This is a genomic window from Vibrio sp. STUT-A11 (genome assembly GCF_026000435.1).
Taxonomy (GTDB): domain Bacteria; phylum Pseudomonadota; class Gammaproteobacteria; order Enterobacterales; family Vibrionaceae; genus Vibrio.
In genome coordinates this window covers 286,713-309,119 of sequence record NZ_AP026764.1, presented here as the reverse complement: position 1 = coordinate 309,119, position 22,407 = coordinate 286,713, and the positions used below count along the sequence as shown (strand labels likewise).

Here is a 22,407-nt window from a genome sequence, read left to right as displayed (position 1 = left end):
CTGTCATATTTCTGTTATCCAACTGACCTATCGTGTTCATCAAATAACTATGGACTAGATCAGAAATGAACACTTTGGGCACTGCTTACTCGGGAAAGCAGTCAGGGACGCAACTGGGAAAAATCAGAGCGACGCTTCGTGAACAAATTCATTCAGGCGTTATCGTACAAGGGCAAAAGTTACCGTCGGAACGAGAGTTGAGTGAGCTTTTTTCGACGACCAGAATCACCATTAAGGACGCTTTAGTTTCGTTAGAAACGGAGGGAATCATTTATCGTGAGGAGAGACGAGGTTGGTATGTTTCTCCACCAAGAGTCTGCTATAACCCCTTATCCCGCTCTCACTTTCATCAAATGATTCGCGAACAGGACCGTATCGCGGAAACCAAGTTAATCAATGTGCGCAGTGAAATGGCGTCTGGTGAGTATGCCAGGGTATTAGAAGTTGAGCAGATCACGCCAATTTATATTATTGAACGATTACGCCATATTGATGGCCGTGCAGTACTGTTTGTCGAAAACGTTCTGAAATCGTCGTTATTTGAAGGGATCTTAGCGGAAAACCTGACCATGTCACTGACAGGCATATATAGGAAGAACTATGGGTTTGAAACAAAACGCTCCCGATTTGATGTGATTCCAACCTCTGCGCCTGCTCATGTTGCTAAATCTCTGAATCTGGCTGAGGGACAACCCGTTCTTAAGATCTGTCGGGTGAACTATAACCAACATGGTGAGTTGATGGATTGTGAGCTGGAATATTGGCGCCCGGATGCGGTGAGAATTTGCATCGACAGTGTAGAGTGAATAAGAGATTCCCGATAACTTTTAGATGATTACCGGGAATCATAACTTAAGCGATTAAACTAAACCTTGCTCTTTCGCCATTTGTTTTGCAATGCTTGGAGCTTTCCAGATGCTTGGTAACAGAATGAAAGACACAGGCACTGCAGTAATTACAATAAAGGATTGTAACGCAGAGATACCGCCCGACCCCATCGAGATCAGAACAATCGCCACTAGGCCCATAATCAATCCCCAAAATGAACGGATCATCGCATTAGGTTCTGTTGACCCTGTCATTACAACGCTGATGGTATAGGTCATCGAGTCACCGGTGGTCACAATGAAGGTCGTAGTCAACACCAAGAAAAGCACTGAAATGACCATTGGGTATGGCACCTGTGAGGTAATGGCTAGTAAAACCGCCGGAAGGTTAAAGCCTTCAAACGCGCCTGAAATCAAGCCTGGGTTTTCTAGTTCAAATGCTAACCCACTACCACCAACAATACTGAACCAAAAGCATGTGATCAGCGGTGCAGCGATACTAATTGCCATGATCAACTGACGAATCGAACGGCCACGAGAGATACGAGCGATAAAAATTGCCATCATTGGACCATAACCAATAAACCAGCCCCAGAAAAATACGGTCCACCAGCTTAGCCAGTCTGTATCACCACGATAAAGAGCCATTGGGAAGAAGTTGTCTACCAAACGGCCCATGCCTTGAATATAACCATCAACAATAAACGAAGTCGGACCCACAAACAGAAGATAGCTAACTAACAGGATGGAGAGAATGATGTTGTAGCGACTGATGATTTGAATACCTTTACTTACCCCACTCAATGCGGAAAGGGTGTACATCAAAATCGCAGCAATAATGACCATACTTTGAATCACAAAGGTATCCGGTAGACCGAATAATGCGTTAAGCGCGTAGCTGATTTGTAAGCCCAGAAAGCCAATTGGACCGATTGTTCCTGCTGCAGCGGCGATGATGCTACATGCGTCAGCTACGTTACCTATCCAGCCATTGATGGCTTTATCCCCTAAAACAGGGTAAAGCAGCGTACGTGGTTTTAATGGCAGACCCTTGTCGTAATGGAGGTGCATTAACACAATAGAGGAAAGGCCACCAAGGATCGCCCAGGCTAAGAAGCCCCAGTGCATAAAGGACTGAGATAACGCATTGATTGCGGCACTTTTGGGAGAGGCATCACCATAGAGTGGTGGAGCAGTAACGAAATGGGCGATAGGCTCAGCCGCTGCCCAAAAAACGCCGCCACCAGCGAGTAGGGTGCAGAGTACAATCGATAGCCATTTGAAATTATCGATTTCTGGTTCCGCTACACTTCCTAAACGTACATCACCAGTACGTCCAAAAGCGAGAGCCAAACCAATTAAGAAATTGAGAAGAAGCAATACTTGCCAGTAAGCTCCGAAATATTTTGTGGCAAAGCCAAAGCCACTGTTCACCATTGCGGTTAGAGAGTCAGTATTCGTCAGAGCGAGCAGAACGAACAGAGTGAGAAAGCTACCACTTAACCAAAATACTGGATTAGTGAGTTCGAGTCGCTTAACTAGGGAAGGAGGGTGGATCGCGGCATAGTCTGCTTCCTGAACAGGAGCGTGGGAGGCGGTATTCGTCATATTTGACATAAGCACTTCGCTTTTTTGGGCTCGGAAGCCGTGTATTTCCCCTCACATCCAGTCGATGAAAAGTGTGAGAGACTTCAAAAAGCCGCAAATACTAGCACGTCGAGATTATGAATTTAACCGTAGATTTAAGTTCATTGTTTGTGTGTAAGCCAAGGCATTGATTTCTTGAATCAGGTGACCCAGAAGTGGAGGGGGGTTATTTAAGTTTCTGATGTAGTCGATAACCAACCACGTAACCGATGTAGAACAGAGCGGCGAGTGTAATTAGGGCTGTGATATAAGAGAGAGTACGGTTAAGCCCGATGCCAAAAGCAAAGGTAAACGCAATACCGTTGACCGCTTCCGCAGGAAAGTTGTACCAAGCACCATGGACCGAGGACCCAAAAAGCAGCATTGTGCTGATTAAAAAGAGCACGCCGCCCAATAAGCCGAACCATCTGCTGTTGTTCATGTTTATTCTCAAGTGTTACCTAAGTAACGTAACAAAATATTTCAGGGAAACTATTATATACCCAAATGACCTCAAGATGCGTGGTTATTTGGGTATATATCTGGGTGAGGGTGTTAGTCGTAGCAATATTTGATGAATAGTTAGGGGACTTTCTTTTAGAAGATCGTTAGATAGCGAGTTCTTAGTTCGACCATGAGCCAACCATGCAAGACTTGCAGGGGCAAGTGAACAAGCCTAAAAATAACTACTCGCTGCTATACATTTGGGGCGTAACTGGGATCAGTAACAACGAATCAGAAATCAATAACGATAACAAGCGCGATTGCGCTCACTTGAAATATCGTAGTTAAGGACTCTGAACACCCCTCATCATTGATGTGACGAGGGGGTTTTTATCAGCTAAACAGCTCGTGTCACCAAGCAGAAATGTTTTTTTCCGCGCTGAAGTAGCCAGTATTGGTCAAACAGTGGGAAGCTCAAAATTGGCGCTTTACTGGCGACTTTTTCGCCGTTAATACTGATGGCATTGTTACCTATCAACTCTCTGGCAATACGTTTCGAGCTTGCCAGACCTGACTCAATAAGCAGTTCCACCAAGTCTTGTTGATGACTTTTTATGCTTGGTAAACCATCCAACTCAAGCTGTTTTAGTTCACTTAAACTCAGTTGTTGCACATCACCGCTAAACAGTGCCTGAGTAATACGCTCGGCACTTGCTAAGCCAGCCGCGCCATGAACAAAACGTGTCATTTCCTCGGCAAGAATACGCTGTGCCTGTGGCTTTCCTTTGCTTGAAGTATCTTGTGTTTCGATTGCGGTAATTTCTTCACAGCTTAAGAACGTGTAGTAACGCAAGAAGTGGTAAACATCCGCATCTTCTACTGCCAGCCAGAATTGGTAAAACGCGTAAGGTGAGGTTTTGGTTGGATCCAGCCAAACTGCGCCGCCTTCCGTTTTACCAAATTTGGTGCCATCGGATTTGGTGATAAGCGGTAATGTTAAGCCAAATACCTGCTCGCCATTTTGACGGCGTGTTAAGTCTATCCCGCTGACAATGTTACCCCATTGATCATTCCCGCCTATCTGTAATCGACAGCCGTACCGACGGTTTAGTTGTGCAAAATCGTAGGACTGTAAAAGCGCGTAGCTAAATTCGGTAAAGGAGATCCCTTGATCTGGTCGCTGCAGGCGTTGTTTCACCGATTCGCGATTGATCATAGTGTTGATAGAAAAGTGCTTACCGACATCGCGGAAAAAATCGATCACATTAATCTGCTGCATCCAGTTTGCATTGTTAACCAAAAGCATTGGCGTCGCCAGTTGAGGATTCATCAGTTGGTGGATTTGTTTGGACAGATCATTCACCCAACCAGTCACCGTTTCTTGCGAGTTAAGGTTACGCTCGGTGGCTTTAAAACTTGGGTCGCCAATCATACCTGTTGCACCGCCAATCAGAGCAATGGCTTGATGTCCTGCATCTTGAAAGCGCTTGAGCATAATTAGCGGTACCAGATGCCCGATATGCAGGCTGCCAGCGGTTGGATCGAAACCGCAGTATACGGTTTGTGGCTCCGATAAAAGTGTTTGAATTTGTTCTAAATCGCTGACCTGCGCGATCAAACCTCGCGCTTGTAAATCTTCAATCAATGTCATTGTCTTGTCCGCCTGAGTTATGGTTTCATTCAGACTAAAGCTCGACAGTGTTGATCGACATATCCCTAAGGGGACAGTTTGTTATCTCACGCGGGTAATCAGATGATTTAAAAACAGCTGAAATAGCTCGCCAAGTGAAGTGACTTTCAACTGCGAGTAAATCCGTTTGCGATGATTTTTGACCGTGCCTTGCACCAGTTCCAGTCGAGTCGCAATTTCTTTACTATCAAACCCTTGTACGAGCAGCTGGGCGACTTCCTGCTCTCGTCGGGTTAACGTATCGGTGCCAAATGTTGTCAAAGCGTGTTCTATAACTTCTCGCAGATTGCCTGAAAATGTCTCGGGATTAAAAACGGGCTCAGACATTGAAAACTCAGTTTGTTTCCAGTGTTGTTGGCACAGCGATTGAAGTATCGAAAAGTAAGCTTGTAATCGGTTTATTTGCTGCTTTGAGAAGCGTTTGCCTTCTTCCAGGTAGCCGAAATAGAACATTACCCAGGAATGAGCTTCGACTTGGACCAGCATACTGAGTTCATCTTTCCAGCCAGTCTGGCGATAAAATTGGTCGCAATAGGCTTGGTAATCCACTCCCTTACACACCACGTCTTTTAGCGTAAAAATCCCTTGTTGTTTGCTGTCGTTTAGCTTCTGGAAAAAGGGATCATTTTGAAACGAATTGGTGAGATAGCGTTGAAAGAGCAAGTCACGCTCATTTTGAATCGAATCATAAAGATAAATAGGGTGTTTGTTTTCACGATATCCCAGTATCACCGCGCAATCAAAATCGAATAAAGCGCTGATCACCCGCATCAATTTCGGCGTGAAATTGGGCGTATTTAAGGCAGAGATGGCCTCTGCGAGGAGCGTATTAAAGTGACTGTCAGACATGTGAAGTTGAGTTGATGTGATTTCATGCAAGCATAACCAAAATCGATGCATCGAGAAAGGGGGGCGTCACCTTTTGCTTGGTTGATTCTCCCCTTTGTTTCTATTGGTTCCCGCGTCGCTCGCTTATTGAGAATTGGTTAACTCCTTGTTGACCCAGTATTTAGAACCAGACACATTGGCATCGACTAACAGGCCTTTTGAGTTCAACTGGTATACCGCAACACCACTGCTAAAGTGCGTGCTGAGTTCTTCACCCTCATCGCCTGCAAGAGCCGTTGCTTCACTGGACGCTTCCCAGCCTTCACTAACGAAAGTGTCGAAATCTTTTTGGTTTTCAAACAGAACCACTTGTTGATAAAACTTGCCGCCAGCGCCAAGTGCCAAGCCCATTCCGAACATGTTCATGTAAGTGCGTTTTTCTGTCTCTTTATTTACCGCAACGCCAGAGCCTGAGTTGGTATGGAACATTAGAGACAATTTGCGAGAGTCAAATACCGCGTAGCCATATGCTTGATCGTAGAGTGCCTTCGCTTCCGGTTTTTCATTGAAGAGTTTGAACATGGTGCTGTCAGCCATCAAATCGACCGCTTGTCGGGCTTCTTCCGGTGTATCGCCATCCATCAGCTCATCAATCTTTTTATCCGCGATATCAATCCATTCTTTACTTTTTTCAATGCTCGCATCCGTCCATTCACCAGCCGTGTTCATCGCTTCTTCTGACCAGTTCATGAAATCTTGCCAAGCTTGTTTGGAAAACGTTTTAGTACTGTCCCATGCCTCTTGCGCGCCTTCCGCAACCGCATCACCCAGCTCAGACATTTTTTCGGAAATTTTATCCCAGTCTGCATGGGCCGGAGAGGAAAGTAACATTAGCGTTGTTAAGATAACGATCGGTTTTTTCATCGACTTCAATCTCTTGCGAAATGGATTTCTTTTCATTCTAGGTGAAAATTCGCGCAGGGAAAATTACGCATGACGCTAGGTTGAGAAAAGTGTCACGAACTCACGCAATATTGACATAAAGTCTTGCTACAGAATGCAAAAAGCCCCCAAACCGAAGTTTGAGGGCTTTAGGTTAGAGAATTCTAACGCGAATTACTTGCTAACTTTACCTAGCTGCAACCAAGTATCGATAACCGTATCTGGGTTAAGTGATACCGAGCTGATGCCTTGCTCCATCAACCATTCCGCTAAATCTTCATGGTCAGAAGGGCCTTGGCCACAAATACCGACGTATTTGCCTGCTTTTGTTGCGGCGTCGATAGCCATTTTCAGCATGACTTTAACCGCAGCGTTACGCTCATCAAATAGGTGAGCCACGTCGCCAGAGTCACGGTCCAGACCAAGTGTTAGCTGAGTCATGTCGTTTGAACCGATAGAGAAGCCGTCGAAGTACTTCAAGAACTCATCTGCCAGTACTGCGTTTGAAGGCAGTTCACACATCATGATAACTTTCAGACCCTGGTCACCACGGCGTAGGTCGAACTTAGCCAACAGGTCGATAACCGACGCTGCTTCGCTTGGAGTACGAACGAACGGGATCATGATCTCGATGTTCTTCAAGCCCATTTCGTTACGAACGCGCTTGATTGCCTGAGTTTCTAGTTCGAAACAGTCTTCAAACACTGGTGAAATGTAACGAGATGCACCACGGAAGCCCAGCATTGGGTTTTCTTCATGCGGCTCATAAGATTTACCACCAACCAGGTTGCTGTATTCGTTCGACTTAAAGTCAGACATACGAACGATAACGCGTTTTGGCCAGAATGCAGAAGCGATAGTCGCGATGCCTTCTGTCAGCTTGCTTACGTAGAAATCGATAGGATCTTTGTAACCACGGATGCGCTGCGTGATTTCTGCTTTTAGCTCATCGCTTTGAGCATCAAAGTTCAGTAGCGCTTTCGGGTGAATACCGATCATCTTGTTGATGATGAATTCAAGACGCGCAAGACCAACCCCTTCGTTTGGAATCTGAGCGAAGTCGAATGCACGATCCGGGTTACCCACGTTCATCATTACTTTAGTCGGTAGAAGAGGTAGCTCGTCTACTGAAGAACGTTTCACTTCAAAATCAAGATCGCCTTGGTAAACGTAACCTGTTTCACCTTCTGCACAAGATACTGTCACTTCGATACCGTCAGTCAGTTTGCTGGTTGCATCACCACAACCAACGATAGCCGGGATACCAAGTTCACGAGCGATGATCGCTGCGTGACAAGTACGGCCGCCACGGTTGGTTACGATAGCTGACGCTTTCTTCATGACGGGCTCCCAATCTGGGTCAGTCATGTCAGTGACTAGTACGTCGCCGTCTTGAACCAGTGACATTTGGTCTAGTGAATCGACTAAACGTACCGCACCTTTACCGATACGTTGACCGATTGCACGACCTTCAACTAAAACGTCTGCTTTGTTGTTTAGCTCGTAACGCTCGATAACGTTCTTTTCGCTTTGAGAACATACGGTCTCTGGGCGAGCCTGAACGATGTAAAGCTTACCGTCGATGCCGTCTTTAGCCCACTCGATGTCCATTGGACGCTGGTAGTGCTTCTCGATGATCATCGCTTGTTTTGCAAGCTCTTTAATTTCTTCGTCGTTTAGAGAGAAAGTGTTGCGCTCTTCATCTGACGTATCAATGATGTCTACTTGTTTGCCGATCTCTTGGCTGTTTGAGTAGATCATTTTGATCTGTTTAGAACCGAATGTTTTCTTCACGATTGGGTGAGCATCTGCTTCCAACATTGGCTTGTGAACGTAAAACTCATCCGGGTTAACTGCACCCTGAACCACCATTTCACCCAGACCCCAAGACGAAGTGATGAATACCACTTGGTCGAAGCCTGATTCTGTGTCCAGAGTAAACATGACGCCTGAAGAAGCTTTGTCAGAACGCACCATGCGCTGGATACCTGCTGACAGTGAGATACCACGGTGGTCAAAACCCTGGTGTACACGGTAAGAGATAGCGCGGTCGTTAAATAGAGAAGCGTAAACGTGCTTGGTCGCTTCCATTACAGCGTCAATACCTTTGACGTTCAGGAAGGTCTCTTGCTGACCAGCAAAAGATGCATCAGGTAAGTCTTCCGCTGTTGCAGAAGAGCGAACTGCAACTGAAAGTTCAGGGTTACCTTCAACCAGTTCTTGATAGTTCTCACGGATATCTTGTTCAAGATCTGCTGGGAAAGGGGCATCTAAAACCCATTGACGGATGGTTGCGCCTGTCTTACGCAGAGCTTCCACATCTTCAACATCCAGTTCATCGAGTAGTTGGTGAATACGATCGTCCAAACCTTCATGATCAAGGAATTTATTGAACGCGTATGAGGTTGTCGCAAAACCATTTGGAACAGAAACGCCAACGTTAGCTAGGTTAGAAACCATTTCACCAAGCGAAGCGTTCTTACCGCCGACTTTGTCGACATCATTCATGGATAGGCCATTGAACCAGAGGGTGTTCTTTTGCATGTCTTTCTCCAGAAACATTGCAGCTTTTGTAGGGGGACTTAAGTCAATCTAAACAAATGCTTACTCGTTATTGTCAGTTAAAATCACACAGGGTGTTGTTATAAATTGTGTAACCAGAGTAATAAGCTACTGCAATCTATAATTCACTAAGAGCGACTTTTTCTGAACAATTTTCGACCATTTACTTGTTCAGGTTGAAATCAAAGGCAATCGATTACGTTCTCGCTAAAAAAAACTCAACGAATTTTCAAAGCTGTGGGGAACCTAACTGAAAGCCAAACTGATTTATTAATATTATGTTGACCATCCTACTCAAAAGATTTTGAAATATTAAACAAAAATGCAAACAAATACCCAAAGTCGTGATGTATTCTATGTTTCTGATGGTACGGCGATAACATGTGAGACATTAGCCCATGTTGTTCTAGGTCAATTTTCATTCATTCCTAATGAAAAAACCTTTCCTTTTGTGGAAACTCCAGACAAAGGATTGGATGTTGTCAAAGAAATTGAAGCTTCCTATCGCCGAAATGGTGTTAAGCCTCTGGTGTTTTTCTCAATAGTTGTGCCAGAAGTGCGGGAAATGCTGCTTGCGGCTCCGGCTTTCAGCTACGATGTGCTTGAAAGCATTGTGCAAAAAGTCCAGAACGACATTCAGATGGCTCCCGCGCCAAAGTTGCAGCGCTCCCGAAGTGTGGGTAAAGACTCCGATACTTACTTTGATCGTATTGCTGCAATCGAATATACGCTCGCCCATGATGATGGCATTACGCTAAAGGGCTTGGAGCAGGCAGATATCATTCTTCTGGGTGTATCGCGCAGTGGCAAAACCCCAACCAGCTTATATATGGCCATGCAGTTTGGTTTGCGCGTGGTGAACTACCCGTTTATTGCGGAAGACGTAAAGATGCTGCGCTTGTTGCCTGAGTTTGAGATACATCGTCATAAGCTGTTTGGACTGACCATTACGCCTGAACGATTGAATGAAATTCGTGAAAATCGTTTGTCGGGCAGTGATTACGCCAGCGAAGAGCAATGTAAATTGGAGTTGAATACGGTTGAAGCGCTGTTCCGAAGAGAAGCGATTCCTTATATCAACACGTCGTCACTTTCTGTTGAGGAAATTTCGACTCGAATTCTAGAAAGGGCGGGGATGAAGCGCCGATTGTTTTAAAGGGAAACTGCTCTAACCGGAAACGGTTTTCTGTCAGATTTCAAAAATAAAAAAAAAGCGGCTTTACCCCGGAAAAGATAAAAGCCGCTGCCAAAAGATGTGGGCTACCAACGTTGGTTGGTACCCATCACACCTTAACGCATAATCATTTGTTCACGACCAGGACCCACAGACACCATTTTTACTGGTACGCCCATTAGCTCTTCAATACGCAATACGTATTTCTGTGCCGCTACTGGTAGCTCTTCAAACTGACGACAACCAGTGATGTCTTCGCTCCAGCTTTCCATTTTCTCGTAGATTGGTGCCAGTGCGGCTGTTTGAGGCCAGATTGGGTTTTCACTGTGATCGCCTTCGTAGCCAACACAGATTTTAAGATCGTTAAGACCCGTCAGACAGTCTACTTTGGTTAGCGCGATTTCAGTCGCTGCTTGTAGCTCAACGCCGTTTTTGGTTGCGACTGCGTCGAAGTAACCCATGTCGCGTGGACGGCCTGTTGTCGCGCCGAACTCACCTGCAAGTTCGCGGAATGCATCTTGCTCTTCCATTGCAGTGATCAGCGTGCCTGTACCTACTGATGAGCTGAATGCTTTCGCCACTGCAATCACACGTTCTGGACGAAGGGCTGGTAGACCACTGCCGATACCTGCGTACATAGACACAACATTTGAAGACGTCGTCCATGGGTATTCACCGTATACAAGGTCACGGCCAGCACCAAGTTGTGCTTCAAATAGCAGTGTCTTGTCTTCTGCTTGCAGCTCTTTAAGAGGAAGCGTTACGTTACAGATAGCATCACGCCATGGTGCCGATACTTCTAGTAGCCAGTTCGCTAACTCTTCTGCCGTCTGTTCAAACTCAAATGTAGGATAAAGCGCACGCAGTTGAGGTAGTTTCCAATCCATCATAAATTGAAGACGTTCAACTAGCACTTCAGGTTGCTTTAACCAACCAACAAGAATGCCTTTTTTCATCACACGGTCACCGTACGCAGGTGCAATACCTTGACGAGTAGATCCATATGCTTTGTCGCCTAAACGCTGTTCTTCTAGCGTATCTTCAAGTGCATGCAGAGGTAGACACAGTGTTGCGCGATCAGAAATGCGCATATTCACTTTAACGCCCGCTTCTTCAACTTCCGCAATCTCCTGAGACAGCAACGCAGGGCTGATAACCATACCCGGACCTAAAACTGCCAAACAGTCTGGGTTGAATACGCCACTTGGAAGTTGGTGCAGCTTAAACGTGCCCAGGTCGTTAACGACAGTGTGACCCGCGTTATTACCACCTTGGAAACGAATACTCGCAGAAGCTTGCTCTGCCAAAAAGTCAACGATGCGGCCTTTGCCTTCATCACCCCAGTTTGCACCCACAACAACAATAGACGACATAATTTGTTCTCCCATAACAGACCAAAAAATCTTATGTTGTTCGCATCAATAAGAGAAATTAATTATACTCATCGACTTGATAAGAATTTCATATCAGGTGGTGAGCTATGTTGGATTTGAATTGGCTGAGGACGTTTGTCACTTTGGCTGACGTTAGGCATTTCGGCAAAACGGCAACCGAGCTGCATATGACTCAGCCGAATGTCAGCTTGCACATTAAGCAGCTTGAGCAAGCCACACGGACGAAATTAATTGAACGAAATCCTGTGCAACTGACTCAGGCTGGAAAGCGCTTGTTGAATACTGCGCAACACATGCTGAACGAGCTGCAGATCTGTCAGTCGGATCTTAATGCGATTAACGATCTTACTCAGGGAACGCTTTCGATTGCTGCCAGCGACATTGTCTCGCGCTTATTGCTCATCAAGCCGTTTCAAAAGTTTAAAGATGAGTACCCGGGTATCGACTTAGCTCTGTTCAATACTACTTCTTCTCAAGCGGTGGATTTAGTGAAACGTGCCCGAGCAGACATTGGGTTTGTTATCGCTCAGAAAGAGAGTCAACCGCTTCACTTTACCCCTCTTACCCAAATTCACTGGTGTGCTTTTGGCGACAATATCTTTGAGTGGCAGGAAAACAAAAAGGAAAGCCAGACGCTTATACTGCTTGGGCACGATACTCGTACGCGAGAATTGATTGATGCTTCATTGCCAGAGCTGAAGTTGCCAAAGCATAGGGTGATGGAAGTAGGCAGTGTGGAAGCGCAAATAGACTGGGCGGAAGCCGGTTTTGGCACCGCGATTGTTCCGGATTTTTCCATTGACCCAAGGCTGAAGTTAACCAGAGAGGTGATACCGTTACCAAGCTTCCCTAACACAGACTTTGGCTACATCGTTCGCCAGAATCAGGTTTTATCCAAAGCGGCTAAACAGTTACTGACTTGGGTTGGAGAGAATGTGTCAGTGGTAAGTTGATCTGAGTTGGAAGGGGACGTTAAACATGACTGTGAAGGTGATGTTAGCAACGCAACAGGTGAATACAGCCTGTTGCGTTTATTGAGTTAATTCAGCTATCAGCTATCGCTGGCGGTTTCTCTGTCTTTCTTGTTGACCTGAAAACGCAGTATGTGAGTACGTTCGATCAGAACATAAAGGACAACCCCTGTTACTAGCCCCCAGCTTGCGCCATAGACAGCAAGAACCACGCCCATCATTCCGGCAATACCACGCTCGGTGTTATTGTTTAGCTGCTCTAGTCCTACCATCAGGCAGATGTAACCCGTTAATAGCAGAGTTAACGACAGCGCTATCGGCAGCACAGGTTGGAAGAAACTAACCAGTGGAAGCGCGAACAGAGCAATAAAACCGGTGATCCAAAACGTACCCGCGCCGCTGTAGATAGAGTCCATTGCTTCGCGTCCATGCTTGTAACGCTCTGCCATTGTTGCAGCAACTGCGGTCCACAGTGGACCAGCTAGCCCTGGGTATGGTGCGAAGAAAGCGTGCAGGGCGTTACGAACTGCTGTAACTAGATGAACACGGTCAATATTGTTTTCAATAACTTCATCGGTGCGTAGTTCATCTGCGCGCTGCATCAATGATTGACCTACAATGATGTCGCCGAAGGCAATAATGTAAGCAATGACTGCGGTTGGAATGGCCATAAGGAATACATCTAAATCCGGGAAACCGATATTGAATGGTAAGTACTGCCACATTCCGACAAAGTCAGGTTGAGTAATTCCCCATTGGATATCAGGCATTGGGTATTCACCGACCAAAATGCCCACTGAAATGGCAATGAGCATGCCCGGTACCATGCCGTAATTAACGATTTTTTTCGCCAGCGGCACTCTATCAATCAATCCTTTGAAAGATACTGAGAACATCAAATACAGGCAGACCAAACTACCAATGCTCAGAGAGATTGGAGTGGCAGCCAGGCGTCCGCCACTGGAGATCTCGCCCATTATGGCTGCGATCCCGGCACCGATGATGATCCCTGCCTTGAGCGAGTTCGGCACCAGTTTAACCATCGCGGAGCCTAAACGAGTCACGCCGAGGACCAAGAAGATGATAAATACCAGTAGTTGAAGAGCGAACAGCGCTTGTATCGCTTCTGGTCCTGGCTTGAAGTCGCCAAGAAACAGTAAAACCACCGGAATACCCGGAGTGATCCAACCGGGCACAAAAGGTACACCGAAGAGTGCTGGAATCATAAAGCCAATTCCGCATACCACTACGTAGGCCAGAGCGATGTCATAAGGTAGTCCGAGATATTTCTCTAAAAGGGGGATCATCGCTAAGCTCACTACAAACATAATTAGCGCTTGTAGCATTTCCGCAAATTCCCAGCGGTAGTGAATGAAAGGCAGTCGAATTTTAAAAGGCCCCAGTGGCCAGTATGGTTGTTCGGTTCCCTGCTGTCGTTTATAAACTTGCATGGCGTCTTCCTTGTTGACGTTATCGGGGGAGTATTACTTTGCTGTGTTGCAGTAAAAGATGGGGAAGCAATGCCTCCCGATCTACTTACTTATTTATTTAGATTTATTATTTACTTAGATTTCTTTTGCCCAGTCGCGAAGAATGTACTTCTGCACTTTCCCTGTGGACGTTTTGGGTAAGTTGGTAAAGACAATGGTCTTTGGAATTTTAAAGCCAGCCAAGTGCTCACGGCAGTAATCGAGAATTTCATTTTCACTCGTGAATTTGTTTTGCTTAAGAGTGATAAATGCGCATGGCGACTCGCCCCAGCGTTCATCTGGCTTGGCGACGACGGAAACCTCGAGAATATCGGGATGTTTGTAGAGAACGTCTTCCAGCTCGATGGTAGAAATGTTTTCTCCACCTGAGATGATAATGTCTTTAAGGCGGTCTTTGATCTCTATATAGCCGTTAGGGTGGCATACGCCTAAGTCGCCGGTGTGGAACCAACCACCCTCAAAGGCTTCTGCCGTAGCGCTTGGATTTTTCAGGTAGCCTTTCATTACGGTGTTACCTCGCATGAAAACCTCACCGATCGTTTTACCGTCTTTGGCGACTGGTTTGAGTGTTTGAGTATCGGCCACCATCGCACCTTCAAGCGTTGGGTAACGGACGCCCTGACGCGATTTTAACGTTGCTCGCTCTTCAAGACTGAGCTCATCCCAGCTTTCGTGCCATGCGCAGACAGTGACTGGCCCGTAGACTTCGGTTAATCCATAAACATGGGTAATATTGATGCCCATTTTTTCTACATCGCCAATCACTTTTGCTGGTGGCGCTGCGCCTGCAACCATCGCGTTAACTGGATGGTCAATTGCCGCTTTGGCTTCTTCGGGCATGTTAACCAGAGCGTTTAGAACAATTGGTGCTCCGCATAAGTGGCTAACTTTATGCTCACGGATCAGAGTGAGGACTTTTTGTGGGTCAACTCGGCGAAGGAACACATGTACCCCAGCCAAAGCCGTAATGGTCCATGGGTAACACCAGCCGTTACAGTGGAACATTGGCAGGGTCCAGAGGTAGACAGGGTGATGCCCCATTGACCAGGTCATTTGGTTGCCGAGTGAATTCAGGTAAGCGCCACGATGATGGTAAACCACGCCTTTCGGGTTACCGGTCGTGCCTGATGTGTAGTTGAGAGAAATCGCCTGCCATTCGTCTTCTGGCCATTGCCACTCATAGTTAGGATCGCCTTCAGCCAGAAAGGCTTCATAATCGAGATCACTGGTCGCTTCTTCTCCGCCGTATTCTGGATCGTTGACATCAATAATCAGTGGAGGATTATCGATCAAAGCCAGTGCTTCAGTTATCACAGCATGAAATTCGCGGTCGCAGATAAGTACTTTGGCTTCGCTATGTTTCAGCATGAAAGCGATGGTTTCGGCATCAAGTCTAACGTTCAGAGTGTTGAGAACCGCCCCAATCATAGGGACACCGAAATGCGCTTCTAGCATTGCCGGAATATTTGGCAGCATCACTGATACGGTATCACCTTTACCAATACCACGGCCGGATAACGCCGAAGCAAGTTGGCGGCAGCGTTGATAGGTTTCTGACCAGTTACGGCGGATACTACCATGAATGACTGCTGGATAGTCAGGGTAGACGTTTGCGGTTCGCTCCAAAAAACTCAGTGGAGTGAGGGCCATGTGATTCACTGCGCAATGAGTAAGATCGTTATCATAGATTGACATTTAAGATCCTTTTTAGCTGTTGGTGATTCCGTTACTAGGTTACTTCTCGTTAACAAGTTGGTTGTTTAAATTTAATGTTTTAATAACATGTGGTAGTTTATAGCATACCCAAATGGAATATAGTAATAGCCTATAGTCTTATAGTATTTATCCTATAACCCCTTATGCTAGGTAGAAAATAACGGCAGGCTTAAGTTACTCGTCATCCTGAACTGCGACGAAGGAGCGTGATTCAGGATCTCGTTTTCGAGCACTTTATGATCCAAGTTATTTCATAACTGCTTAGTGCGCTGATATTAGATTCCTAGTCTCGCTAGGGCTCGCTGGAATGACTCAGATAAAAATCGTTAGGCGAATGGCGTTAAGACTTAAGGGAAGAATGTTTTGATAACCACATCTTTGGAAGACGGCATGGAAAGTGAACGTGCACAACTTTATCTCGATTTATGGTTGAGTTTATTGAATCAAGGCTCCGCCGCAGATCAGTCCTCAGCCTTGTGTCGCTATGTCTCGACTTGGCCTGGCGTTGAAAAGGTGTTTTGGCTCCCTTGGCAGCCCTCTGAGCAGGTTTATACCAATGATGAAGATGGCCCTGCACTTCCGTCTGGCCAAGGTAATCCGCTTAATGCCAGTGATGATGGAATACGCCAACAATTACAAAACCAGATTTGTGTTCCCTTGCAGGATATTCGCCTTGGAGACTCTTGGCTGGCTGGACGTTTACGTCGTGCGGGGTTAGCTCATGGCGGGGTGATTTCTCTGATGCCAAAGGGGGGAACAGATGAAGGGGAAGCGGCTGAAGAGGAAGGGATACTGGTTATCTCAACCGAGCAGCCCAGTCAGGTCGCATCTTTGGCTGCCATGGGGACTCTACTAAAAACACTGCTGGCAAATCTCTTGGCGCAACCATCTGAGGGCTTATTGCAAAGTGATCCGTTACCCACGGTACGCTTTGACAAGCAAGCCAGGCCTAAGGCCATCAATATTTCCATGCAGAACCTCCTGTCCTGTCGAGATGATTTGTCACTACAAGATCTGTTGCCAGTTAACTACGTTCAATTAATTGCCTCTTGTCTGAAGCAGGAAAGAGTCATAGCAGAAGTGGAATCTAAATTAGATGAACGCTACTTTCTATGGCAGTTTTTCCCTGAGCCTTCAATGGGATCGGTCATCGTTCGTTGTCGAGATGCAACGCAAGAAATCCTGAATAAAAGAGAGGCAGAAACCGCCTCAAGGCTTTATCGCCTGATCACGGAAAACACGACGGATTTGATCTCTCGTCATAGCCCCGATGGTGGTTTTTTGGATGCTTCGGCTGCCTCTTGGACTCTACTGGGATATTGGCCTGAAGAGTTACGTGGTATACCAGTTCGGGAAATGGTCCACCCTAGCGACCAAGATTTGCTCCTTTTGCAAATGGTTGAACCCCTGGAGCGAGATGGCTACCTGACTTTGACTTATCGTATTCGTCATCGTGATGGACACTACTTGTGGTTTGAAACTGCGTTTCGTGGCATTCGGGAAACGTATACTGGCGATGTGGTGGAAATTGTCGGCATATCGAGGGATATCACTGCAAGAGTAAGGGCAGAAGAGGAAAACAGACGACTGGCGGAAGTCGTCAGAGCCAACACCGATTTAGTACTGTTTACGGATTCACACTGGCAATTGACCAAGATGAACCCTTCTGCTCGCAAGGCGTTGGGGATATGCGAAGAGGTAGAACTGCCGAATCTGGCTGAGTTCCTGAGCCCTCTGGATTTTGGCAGGCTTCGAGAGGAAGGTTGGGAGGAGGCTATCCGAAAGGGGGCGTGGACCACCGAAGTGAAATTAACTCCGCTGAAGCATAAAACAGGTTTTGTCGCATCGTTAGTATTACTCGCTCATAAAGGCGCAGGAGGGCAGTATTACGCCTCGCTGGTTGCACGGGACATGACTGAGCGAGAGTTACGTGAGGCAGAGCAAAGGCGTCATCAGGATGAGTTAGCACATACTGCTCGCCTGGTTACGATGGGTGAATTGGCATCCGGCATTGCTCATGAGCTGAATCAGCCCCTGGCTGCCGTGATTAACTATGCTAATGCCAGCCAGCGTTATTTAGAAACCCTTCCTCAAAATCCTCAAAACGCTGCGCGCGTTGCAGAAGGGCTGCAATTGATTTGTGGCCAGGCGAGTCATGCATCAGCTGTCATTAACCGTCTACGAAATTTTTTGCGCAAGAGCCCGCGAAATATTCAACCGCTAGATATCGATATGGTGGTGTGGGAAGCAGTGGGGCTTTGTGCGAGTGAAGCCAGTCGATATAAAGTCACCATCAATTATTGCCATGCAGAACATGAGAAACGACCGCTTGTATATGGCGATGCTGTTTTGTTGGAGCAGGTGCTGATTAATCTGCTGCGAAATGCCATTGATGCCAACTGGAGTGCGCATCCTAATCAAGAGTCACAGGTCGATATTAATGTGAGCACTAATGCGCAATGGTTGCTTATTCATGTTAAGGATCAGGGGCCAGGGTTAAAGCCTGATGAAAGTGACAAACTTTTTACCCCGTTTTATACCAGTAAACCGGATGGGCTAGGGCTTGGGCTATCAATGAGCCGAACGATAGTGGAAGGCTTTGGTGGCAGTCTCGATGTTGAGCCCTCAACGAATAGAGGATTAACATTTTGTTGCTCATTGCCACTACGCAGCAATAAAGATAGATCAGGGGAGAACAGTGGTCCCCGCAGCAACGCTTGTTAGGAGTATGACATGCAGAGTGAACAGATTGTATATGTGGTTGATGATGATCAGGGAATGCTCGATTCAACGGTTTGGTTGTTTGAGTCGGTAGGGCTAAAAGCGGTGCCGTTTTCTTCCGGACAAGATTTCTTGTCGTCATGTGATCCCGACGCTAATGCGTGTGTATTACTTGATATCCGTATGCCTGGTATGGGCGGGCTAAACGTACAGGAAGAAATGCGCCGTCGTGGTATTAAACTGCCAGTCATTTTTGTTAGTGGTCACGCTGATGTACCCATTGTCGTACGTGCATTTAAGTCGGGTGCTGTCGATTTCATCGAAAAACCTTACAACGATCAGTTATTACTAGACAGCGTTCAGGATTCACTTCAAAGCGAGCCGAGTGTGATCAGAAGTAATGCTCAGCAATTGATAAAGGAAAAACTGGCTTCGCTCACCCCTCGCGAGCAAGACGTTTTTTTACCTTTAATTCAAGGGTATACAAGTCGAGAGATAGCTGAGCAGTTGGCAATTAGCATCAAAACGGTCGATTTATATCGTTCTCGAATTATGAAACGTCTTGAGGCCAATAACTTACCCGAATTAGTCGGTATGGCGATTGTGGCTGGGGCTGTTGATCCACTTAACTTACGGGCAAATAAAAACTGACAAGCTATGTAGTGAGGTTAAGTGCTTAACCTCTCAATTGGGGATCAAGTTTGCCTACATCTAGCTAATGCTAATTTTATGGTTAAAGGGTTACGTACCAGGCATGACCATGTAGGCAAACATTCGGGTAAGCAACCTATCGCTGAGTCGTCATCAGTCGTATCAAAATAGGTTTGATATTAAGAAGACAGCCGAGAAATCAAAGTTTCACGACGAAGATCATGAATCTCGTTTAACAACTGCTCTTGAGAATTTAAGCCAAAATGCTCGGCATACGTTTTCACTTTTTTAACTTCATCGGAGTTGAGTTTATAAACTTCTTTCTTGAGCAGTGCTTGTGCCTCTTTTTTGATTAAACCTCTGTTTTCTTGCATCAATTTGATGATTTTCTTATCTAAAGGGTGTGGTTTTCGTGACATGCGTACCAACTAAATTAATCGACCATATGCATTGTGTGCAACAAATTATGGTCGCATAATTTATCTGTTCCGTATGACAATGATATTGCAGTTCTATTTGGAGCTTTATTTTTTATTTGCTAACTTTGTGTCGAATGAAGTGAGGTAATCAATAAAAAATGCAGCGATTTGTGCTTTGATAAATGAGTTGTAGATACGCGGGCATGGGTTTATGAGCAATGCCGCAAGCTCAATTGCGGCATTGTGTTTTTACAATGTAAATGCACAGAAAACGGTAGTGCTAATCCCCGTCGTGATAGCGCTGTTCTACTTCATCTTGAGCTTCAAACTCTTGATGAATAACTTCGGTGACTTCTTTACTGGTGTAGCTGACCGTTGTAGGTAGCGAATAGTTTGGCACGTCATCGTAGCTAAACACGGAGTAGTACTTTGCTAGGTTGGCGTTGCCAAAGCGGTCGTAAGTGAAGTCGTCTTTACCTGCGTAAAGTTTTACGCCATCAAGTGCGTTTCTGGGTGGATGGAAGCTGTTACGTACGACATAGCTGCCCACCCATGCAGGATGGTCTGGGTTATCCCAAGTGAGTTTTACGACACCATTTTCCACATTGGCTTGCAGATTGTTTGGTGCTGCTAACGCCTCTTTTCGTCGTTCGACATAGGTGAGCATCAGTTTTGGCGTGACTGATTCATCATTTATCTGAGTTTTCCATGTCACGCGGCTATCCATAGTGTCGGTGTCTGACGTAGGTATGATGATCAGACGAACAGAGCGCCCCTGGTCGTGCAAGTCTTCAACATATTGACGAGCAGAGCTATCAAACAGGAAGGTTTGGCGTGGGTTACGGTTGAGATCTTGTGAGCTCACTTCGTAACCCACGTATTCCAGTTGAGCAAAATCTAGCGGCAACTCATCAAGCTCAGTTTCACTGTCCACAAGCGCCACGCTAAAGCGCATCGAGTGATTCAAGGCATGCGTACTATCCACATCAAGGATGATGGCAGCTTCGGTGATCACCAGCTCTTTTGGATTGGTGAGCTGCGGTAGCTCAAACACCATTTGACCAATTTCTGCGTTGCCATAGCTATCATAGCCAGTAGTCAGAAGGCTATTGACCAATTCACTATGTTGGAAGGTTTGGCATTGAGCGGCAGACAGCTGCAGCGTGGTAGTTTTACGTCGATAAATCACATACAAGCTTGGGCGATAGTGAATGCCTCCGCCAAAGCGGCCATAACCAATATCAAATTGCATCATTTGAGAGTCATTACCGAGAGGCAATTTATCAGGACCTTGAATGCGCAGTAGCAAGCGTCCACGTTTTAACTGCTCTTCGAGGATGCGTTTTTCCATCGCACTAAACTGCCAACTATGCCAAATACCTTGCGTTAAACGATCGGAATCTATAGTTTCACCCAAGGTCTGAATTGGCGTGGCTTGATGAATTTGCTCAAAGTTGCTGATGTCGGTGATGTCCGCTGGATTGAGGATCGACACCGACCACTCACCATAATTTTCAATTTTAGCGCCCACGCGGTTCATCGGGTAAAGCGAGAACTCGGCCAGACTAATATGCGAGTCTTCCGACAAACGGCTAAGATCATAATCGATCACGCCATAACAAATGCCTTTGGTGTTATTGACCCCAACAAACAGCGAGTTATGACCAAAATGTTCGCTATTGTTCTTAGTGAGCTCACCAACATAGCCTACTTTTTCTGGAGTCGGGAATAACGTAAACGAGCAATCGGCTTTATCCAGCGGTGTTTTGATGCGGATTTCTGGCGCAAAAGGGGAAGCAATTTTCTTGTATTTATCGACACGGTGTAGGTTGTAAAAATAACGCTTACCGGCTTTAAGTTGCTTGTCGGTGAAGCCAGTTTGTGACGTGATAGCAATCAGGTTTTCCTTGGTGCAAGGCGCTTTCGGACTTTCACTACGATATACCTGATAGTGACAACCAGTGTCACTATCATCCGCTTCTTGCCACACTAACTCTGCCTGGGTGGCATCGACACGTTTCACCGAAAAATACTCAGGTCTTTTGGGAGCAAGATCCGAATAATTGATCGCACTGCGCAAAGCATAAAGCAGGGCAGGGATGTTTTCATCCACACTTTGCGCCATGTTGATCAGATAATCCGGGATATTGCGGCTGCCCACTTCCACCACAGTGGCAAGAATACCACGGTTGTAATACCACTCGCGTCCGCTGCCATGGATCAAGTTGGCTGGTGGCTTACCGCGGTGAATACCATATTGGCGCTTGGTGACCTTATAGATCTCTTGCGCCATATTGGCACACAACACATTAAGATCGGTGCCTTCAATTTCAGCTTCATGGTTAAACTTGTGTGCTGGGAAAAACACGTTGCCTTGTGAATGGTAATCGAGCGCGATGCAGATATTGTTATGCTGCTCTACAAAATGTTTGATCGCGCGGGTTTCTGGCTCTGAAAAAGCTTCTGGACCACCGTAAATATTCGAGCTGGTTTGATTGCTGCGGCGGAAGTTCACCCCGAAGTTACGGTTTAAATCTACCCCAAAAGTGCCGTCACCGTTGTCACGGCGGTTTTTACGCCAGAAGGAAAAGTGCTTATGCGAATACTCAAAACCATCAGGGTTGAGGCAAGGTACCATATACAAGGTATTGCGACTTAATGCATCAATCACATCTGGATTGGTTTGGTGGTTATCCAGCAGGTATTGGATAAAGCTAACGGCCAACTCATTTCCTATCCACTCCCGTGCATGGATGGTACCTGTGTAGAGCAGTGCAGGTTTGAGGTGAGCATAGGCTACATTTTGAGAAATAGTGGCCATTAGGATTGGCCGCCCTTCATGAGTCTCCCCAATACTTTCAAGGCGGATCAAATCTGGATGCTTCGCCATCGCTTGCTCGAGAAACTGTTGGGTTTGCTCATAGCATAGGTATTGTTTTTTCATTCGTTTAC

Annotated in this window: 17 protein-coding genes; 6 read left to right on the top strand and 11 right to left on the bottom strand. The window is 46.1% G+C overall.

The features are described from left to right. Positions 1-65 precede the first annotated feature (65 nt). A complete protein-coding gene (locus tag OO774_RS17090; protein ID WP_264907772.1) occupies positions 66-806 on the top strand; it encodes a UTRA domain-containing protein in 741 nt (246 codons plus the stop codon). Positions 807-860: 54 nt separating this feature from the next. On the opposite strand, the gene OO774_RS17085 is transcribed toward OO774_RS17090, so the two are convergent. Together OO774_RS17085 and OO774_RS17080 are read right to left on the bottom strand one after the other, a co-directional pair. Next, the gene (locus tag OO774_RS17085; protein WP_264907770.1) at positions 861-2,444 is read right to left on the bottom strand and encodes a BCCT family transporter; all 1,584 of its coding nucleotides are present in this window, start codon (positions 2,442-2,444) and stop codon (positions 861-863) included. Positions 2,445-2,640: 196 nt separating this feature from the next. Further along, positions 2,641-2,895 carry a hypothetical protein gene (locus tag OO774_RS17080; RefSeq protein ID WP_264907768.1) on the bottom strand — a complete coding sequence of 85 codons (255 nt, stop codon included), beginning with the start codon at positions 2,893-2,895 and terminating at the stop codon, positions 2,641-2,643. A 203-nt stretch (positions 2,896-3,098) separates the two neighbouring features. On the opposite strand from OO774_RS17080, the gene OO774_RS17075 reads away from it, so the two are divergent. Further along, on the top strand, positions 3,099-3,245 hold the full coding sequence (locus OO774_RS17075; RefSeq protein WP_264907766.1) for a hypothetical protein: 147 nt from the start codon (positions 3,099-3,101) through the stop codon (positions 3,243-3,245). A gap of 49 nt (positions 3,246-3,294) precedes the next feature. Here the strand turns inward: OO774_RS17075 and tyrS are convergent, their stop codons facing one another. From tyrS to ppsA, 4 genes are all read right to left on the bottom strand, one after another. Further along, on the bottom strand, positions 3,295-4,548 hold the full coding sequence (tyrS, locus tag OO774_RS17070) for a tyrosine--tRNA ligase (protein WP_264907764.1): 1,254 nt from the start codon (positions 4,546-4,548) through the stop codon (positions 3,295-3,297). A gap of 81 nt (positions 4,549-4,629) precedes the next feature. Next, positions 4,630-5,436 (bottom strand): LuxR family transcriptional regulator, encoded by an 807-nt coding sequence (locus OO774_RS17065; RefSeq protein WP_264907762.1) that lies wholly within the window; start codon positions 5,434-5,436, stop codon positions 4,630-4,632. 123 nt (positions 5,437-5,559) lie between these two features. Continuing rightward, positions 5,560-6,339: a YSC84-related protein gene (locus OO774_RS17060; RefSeq protein ID WP_264907760.1), complete on the bottom strand. Its 780-nt coding sequence runs from the start codon at positions 6,337-6,339 to the stop codon at positions 5,560-5,562. 192 nt (positions 6,340-6,531) lie between these two features. Continuing rightward, positions 6,532-8,901 carry a phosphoenolpyruvate synthase gene (gene ppsA / locus OO774_RS17055; RefSeq protein ID WP_264907757.1) on the bottom strand — a complete coding sequence of 790 codons (2,370 nt, stop codon included), beginning with the start codon at positions 8,899-8,901 and terminating at the stop codon, positions 6,532-6,534. Positions 8,902-9,241: 340 nt separating this feature from the next. On the opposite strand from ppsA, the gene OO774_RS17050 reads away from it, so the two are divergent. Beyond that, positions 9,242-10,075, top strand: a complete 834-nt coding sequence (locus OO774_RS17050; protein ID WP_264907754.1) for a pyruvate, water dikinase regulatory protein — start codon at positions 9,242-9,244, stop codon at positions 10,073-10,075. A gap of 134 nt (positions 10,076-10,209) precedes the next feature. Here the strand turns inward: OO774_RS17050 and OO774_RS17045 are convergent, their stop codons facing one another. Next, positions 10,210-11,466 carry an adenylosuccinate synthase gene (locus OO774_RS17045; RefSeq protein WP_029825740.1) on the bottom strand — a complete coding sequence of 419 codons (1,257 nt, stop codon included), beginning with the start codon at positions 11,464-11,466 and terminating at the stop codon, positions 10,210-10,212. Between the two features lie 107 nt (positions 11,467-11,573). Here OO774_RS17045 and OO774_RS17040 point away from each other — a divergent pair, with 107 nt between their 5' ends. Then, positions 11,574-12,440, top strand: a complete 867-nt coding sequence (locus OO774_RS17040; protein ID WP_264907750.1) for a LysR family transcriptional regulator — start codon at positions 11,574-11,576, stop codon at positions 12,438-12,440. A 98-nt stretch (positions 12,441-12,538) separates the two neighbouring features. Here the strand turns inward: OO774_RS17040 and OO774_RS17035 are convergent, their stop codons facing one another. Further along, entirely contained in the window at positions 12,539-13,909 is a 1,371-nt protein-coding gene (locus OO774_RS17035) for a xanthine/uracil/vitamin C permease (RefSeq protein WP_264907749.1), read from the bottom strand. Positions 13,910-14,023: 114 nt separating this feature from the next. Further along, complete coding sequence (locus OO774_RS17030) at positions 14,024-15,643, bottom strand: acyl-CoA synthetase (protein WP_264907748.1); 1,620 nt, start codon at positions 15,641-15,643, stop codon at positions 14,024-14,026. A gap of 411 nt (positions 15,644-16,054) precedes the next feature. On the opposite strand from OO774_RS17030, the gene OO774_RS17025 reads away from it, so the two are divergent. Next, positions 16,055-18,388, top strand: a complete 2,334-nt coding sequence (locus OO774_RS17025; RefSeq protein WP_264907747.1) for an ATP-binding protein — start codon at positions 16,055-16,057, stop codon at positions 18,386-18,388. Positions 18,389-18,397: 9 nt separating this feature from the next. Then, positions 18,398-19,036 (top strand): response regulator transcription factor, encoded by a 639-nt coding sequence (locus OO774_RS17020; RefSeq protein ID WP_264907745.1) that lies wholly within the window; start codon positions 18,398-18,400, stop codon positions 19,034-19,036. Between the two features lie 179 nt (positions 19,037-19,215). Here the strand turns inward: OO774_RS17020 and OO774_RS17015 are convergent, their stop codons facing one another. Both OO774_RS17015 and OO774_RS17010 read right to left on the bottom strand, forming a co-directional pair. Further along, positions 19,216-19,455, bottom strand: coding sequence for a hypothetical protein (locus OO774_RS17015; protein ID WP_264907743.1), 240 nt, complete (start codon positions 19,453-19,455; stop codon positions 19,216-19,218). A gap of 280 nt (positions 19,456-19,735) precedes the next feature. Further along, positions 19,736-22,399 (bottom strand): M14 family zinc carboxypeptidase, encoded by a 2,664-nt coding sequence (locus OO774_RS17010; protein ID WP_264907742.1) that lies wholly within the window; start codon positions 22,397-22,399, stop codon positions 19,736-19,738. Between the last annotated feature and the right edge of the window lie 8 nt (positions 22,400-22,407).

Excerpts from the sequence above, each read along its gene's own strand:
- OO774_RS17090 (WP_264907772.1), top strand. The coding sequence starts at position 66 with ATGAACACTTTGGGCACTGCTTACTCGGGAAAGCAGTCAGGGACGCAA.
- OO774_RS17085 (WP_264907770.1), bottom strand. The coding sequence starts at position 2,444 with ATGTCAAATATGACGAATACCGCCTCCCACGCTCCTGTTCAGGAAGCA.
- OO774_RS17080 (WP_264907768.1), bottom strand. The coding sequence starts at position 2,895 with ATGAACAACAGCAGATGGTTCGGCTTATTGGGCGGCGTGCTCTTTTTA.
- OO774_RS17075 (WP_264907766.1), top strand. The coding sequence starts at position 3,099 with ATGCAAGACTTGCAGGGGCAAGTGAACAAGCCTAAAAATAACTACTCG.
- tyrS (WP_264907764.1), bottom strand. The coding sequence starts at position 4,548 with ATGACATTGATTGAAGATTTACAAGCGCGAGGTTTGATCGCGCAGGTC.
- OO774_RS17065 (WP_264907762.1), bottom strand. The coding sequence starts at position 5,436 with ATGTCTGACAGTCACTTTAATACGCTCCTCGCAGAGGCCATCTCTGCC.
- OO774_RS17060 (WP_264907760.1), bottom strand. The coding sequence starts at position 6,339 with ATGAAAAAACCGATCGTTATCTTAACAACGCTAATGTTACTTTCCTCT.
- ppsA (WP_264907757.1), bottom strand. The coding sequence starts at position 8,901 with ATGCAAAAGAACACCCTCTGGTTCAATGGCCTATCCATGAATGATGTC.
- OO774_RS17050 (WP_264907754.1), top strand. The coding sequence starts at position 9,242 with ATGCAAACAAATACCCAAAGTCGTGATGTATTCTATGTTTCTGATGGT.
- OO774_RS17045 (WP_029825740.1), bottom strand. The coding sequence starts at position 11,466 with ATGTCGTCTATTGTTGTTGTGGGTGCAAACTGGGGTGATGAAGGCAAA.
- OO774_RS17040 (WP_264907750.1), top strand. The coding sequence starts at position 11,574 with ATGTTGGATTTGAATTGGCTGAGGACGTTTGTCACTTTGGCTGACGTT.
- OO774_RS17035 (WP_264907749.1), bottom strand. The coding sequence starts at position 13,909 with ATGCAAGTTTATAAACGACAGCAGGGAACCGAACAACCATACTGGCCA.
- OO774_RS17030 (WP_264907748.1), bottom strand. The coding sequence starts at position 15,643 with ATGTCAATCTATGATAACGATCTTACTCATTGCGCAGTGAATCACATG.
- OO774_RS17025 (WP_264907747.1), top strand. The coding sequence starts at position 16,055 with ATGGAAAGTGAACGTGCACAACTTTATCTCGATTTATGGTTGAGTTTA.
- OO774_RS17020 (WP_264907745.1), top strand. The coding sequence starts at position 18,398 with ATGCAGAGTGAACAGATTGTATATGTGGTTGATGATGATCAGGGAATG.
- OO774_RS17015 (WP_264907743.1), bottom strand. The coding sequence starts at position 19,455 with ATGTCACGAAAACCACACCCTTTAGATAAGAAAATCATCAAATTGATG.
- OO774_RS17010 (WP_264907742.1), bottom strand. The coding sequence starts at position 22,399 with ATGAAAAAACAATACCTATGCTATGAGCAAACCCAACAGTTTCTCGAG.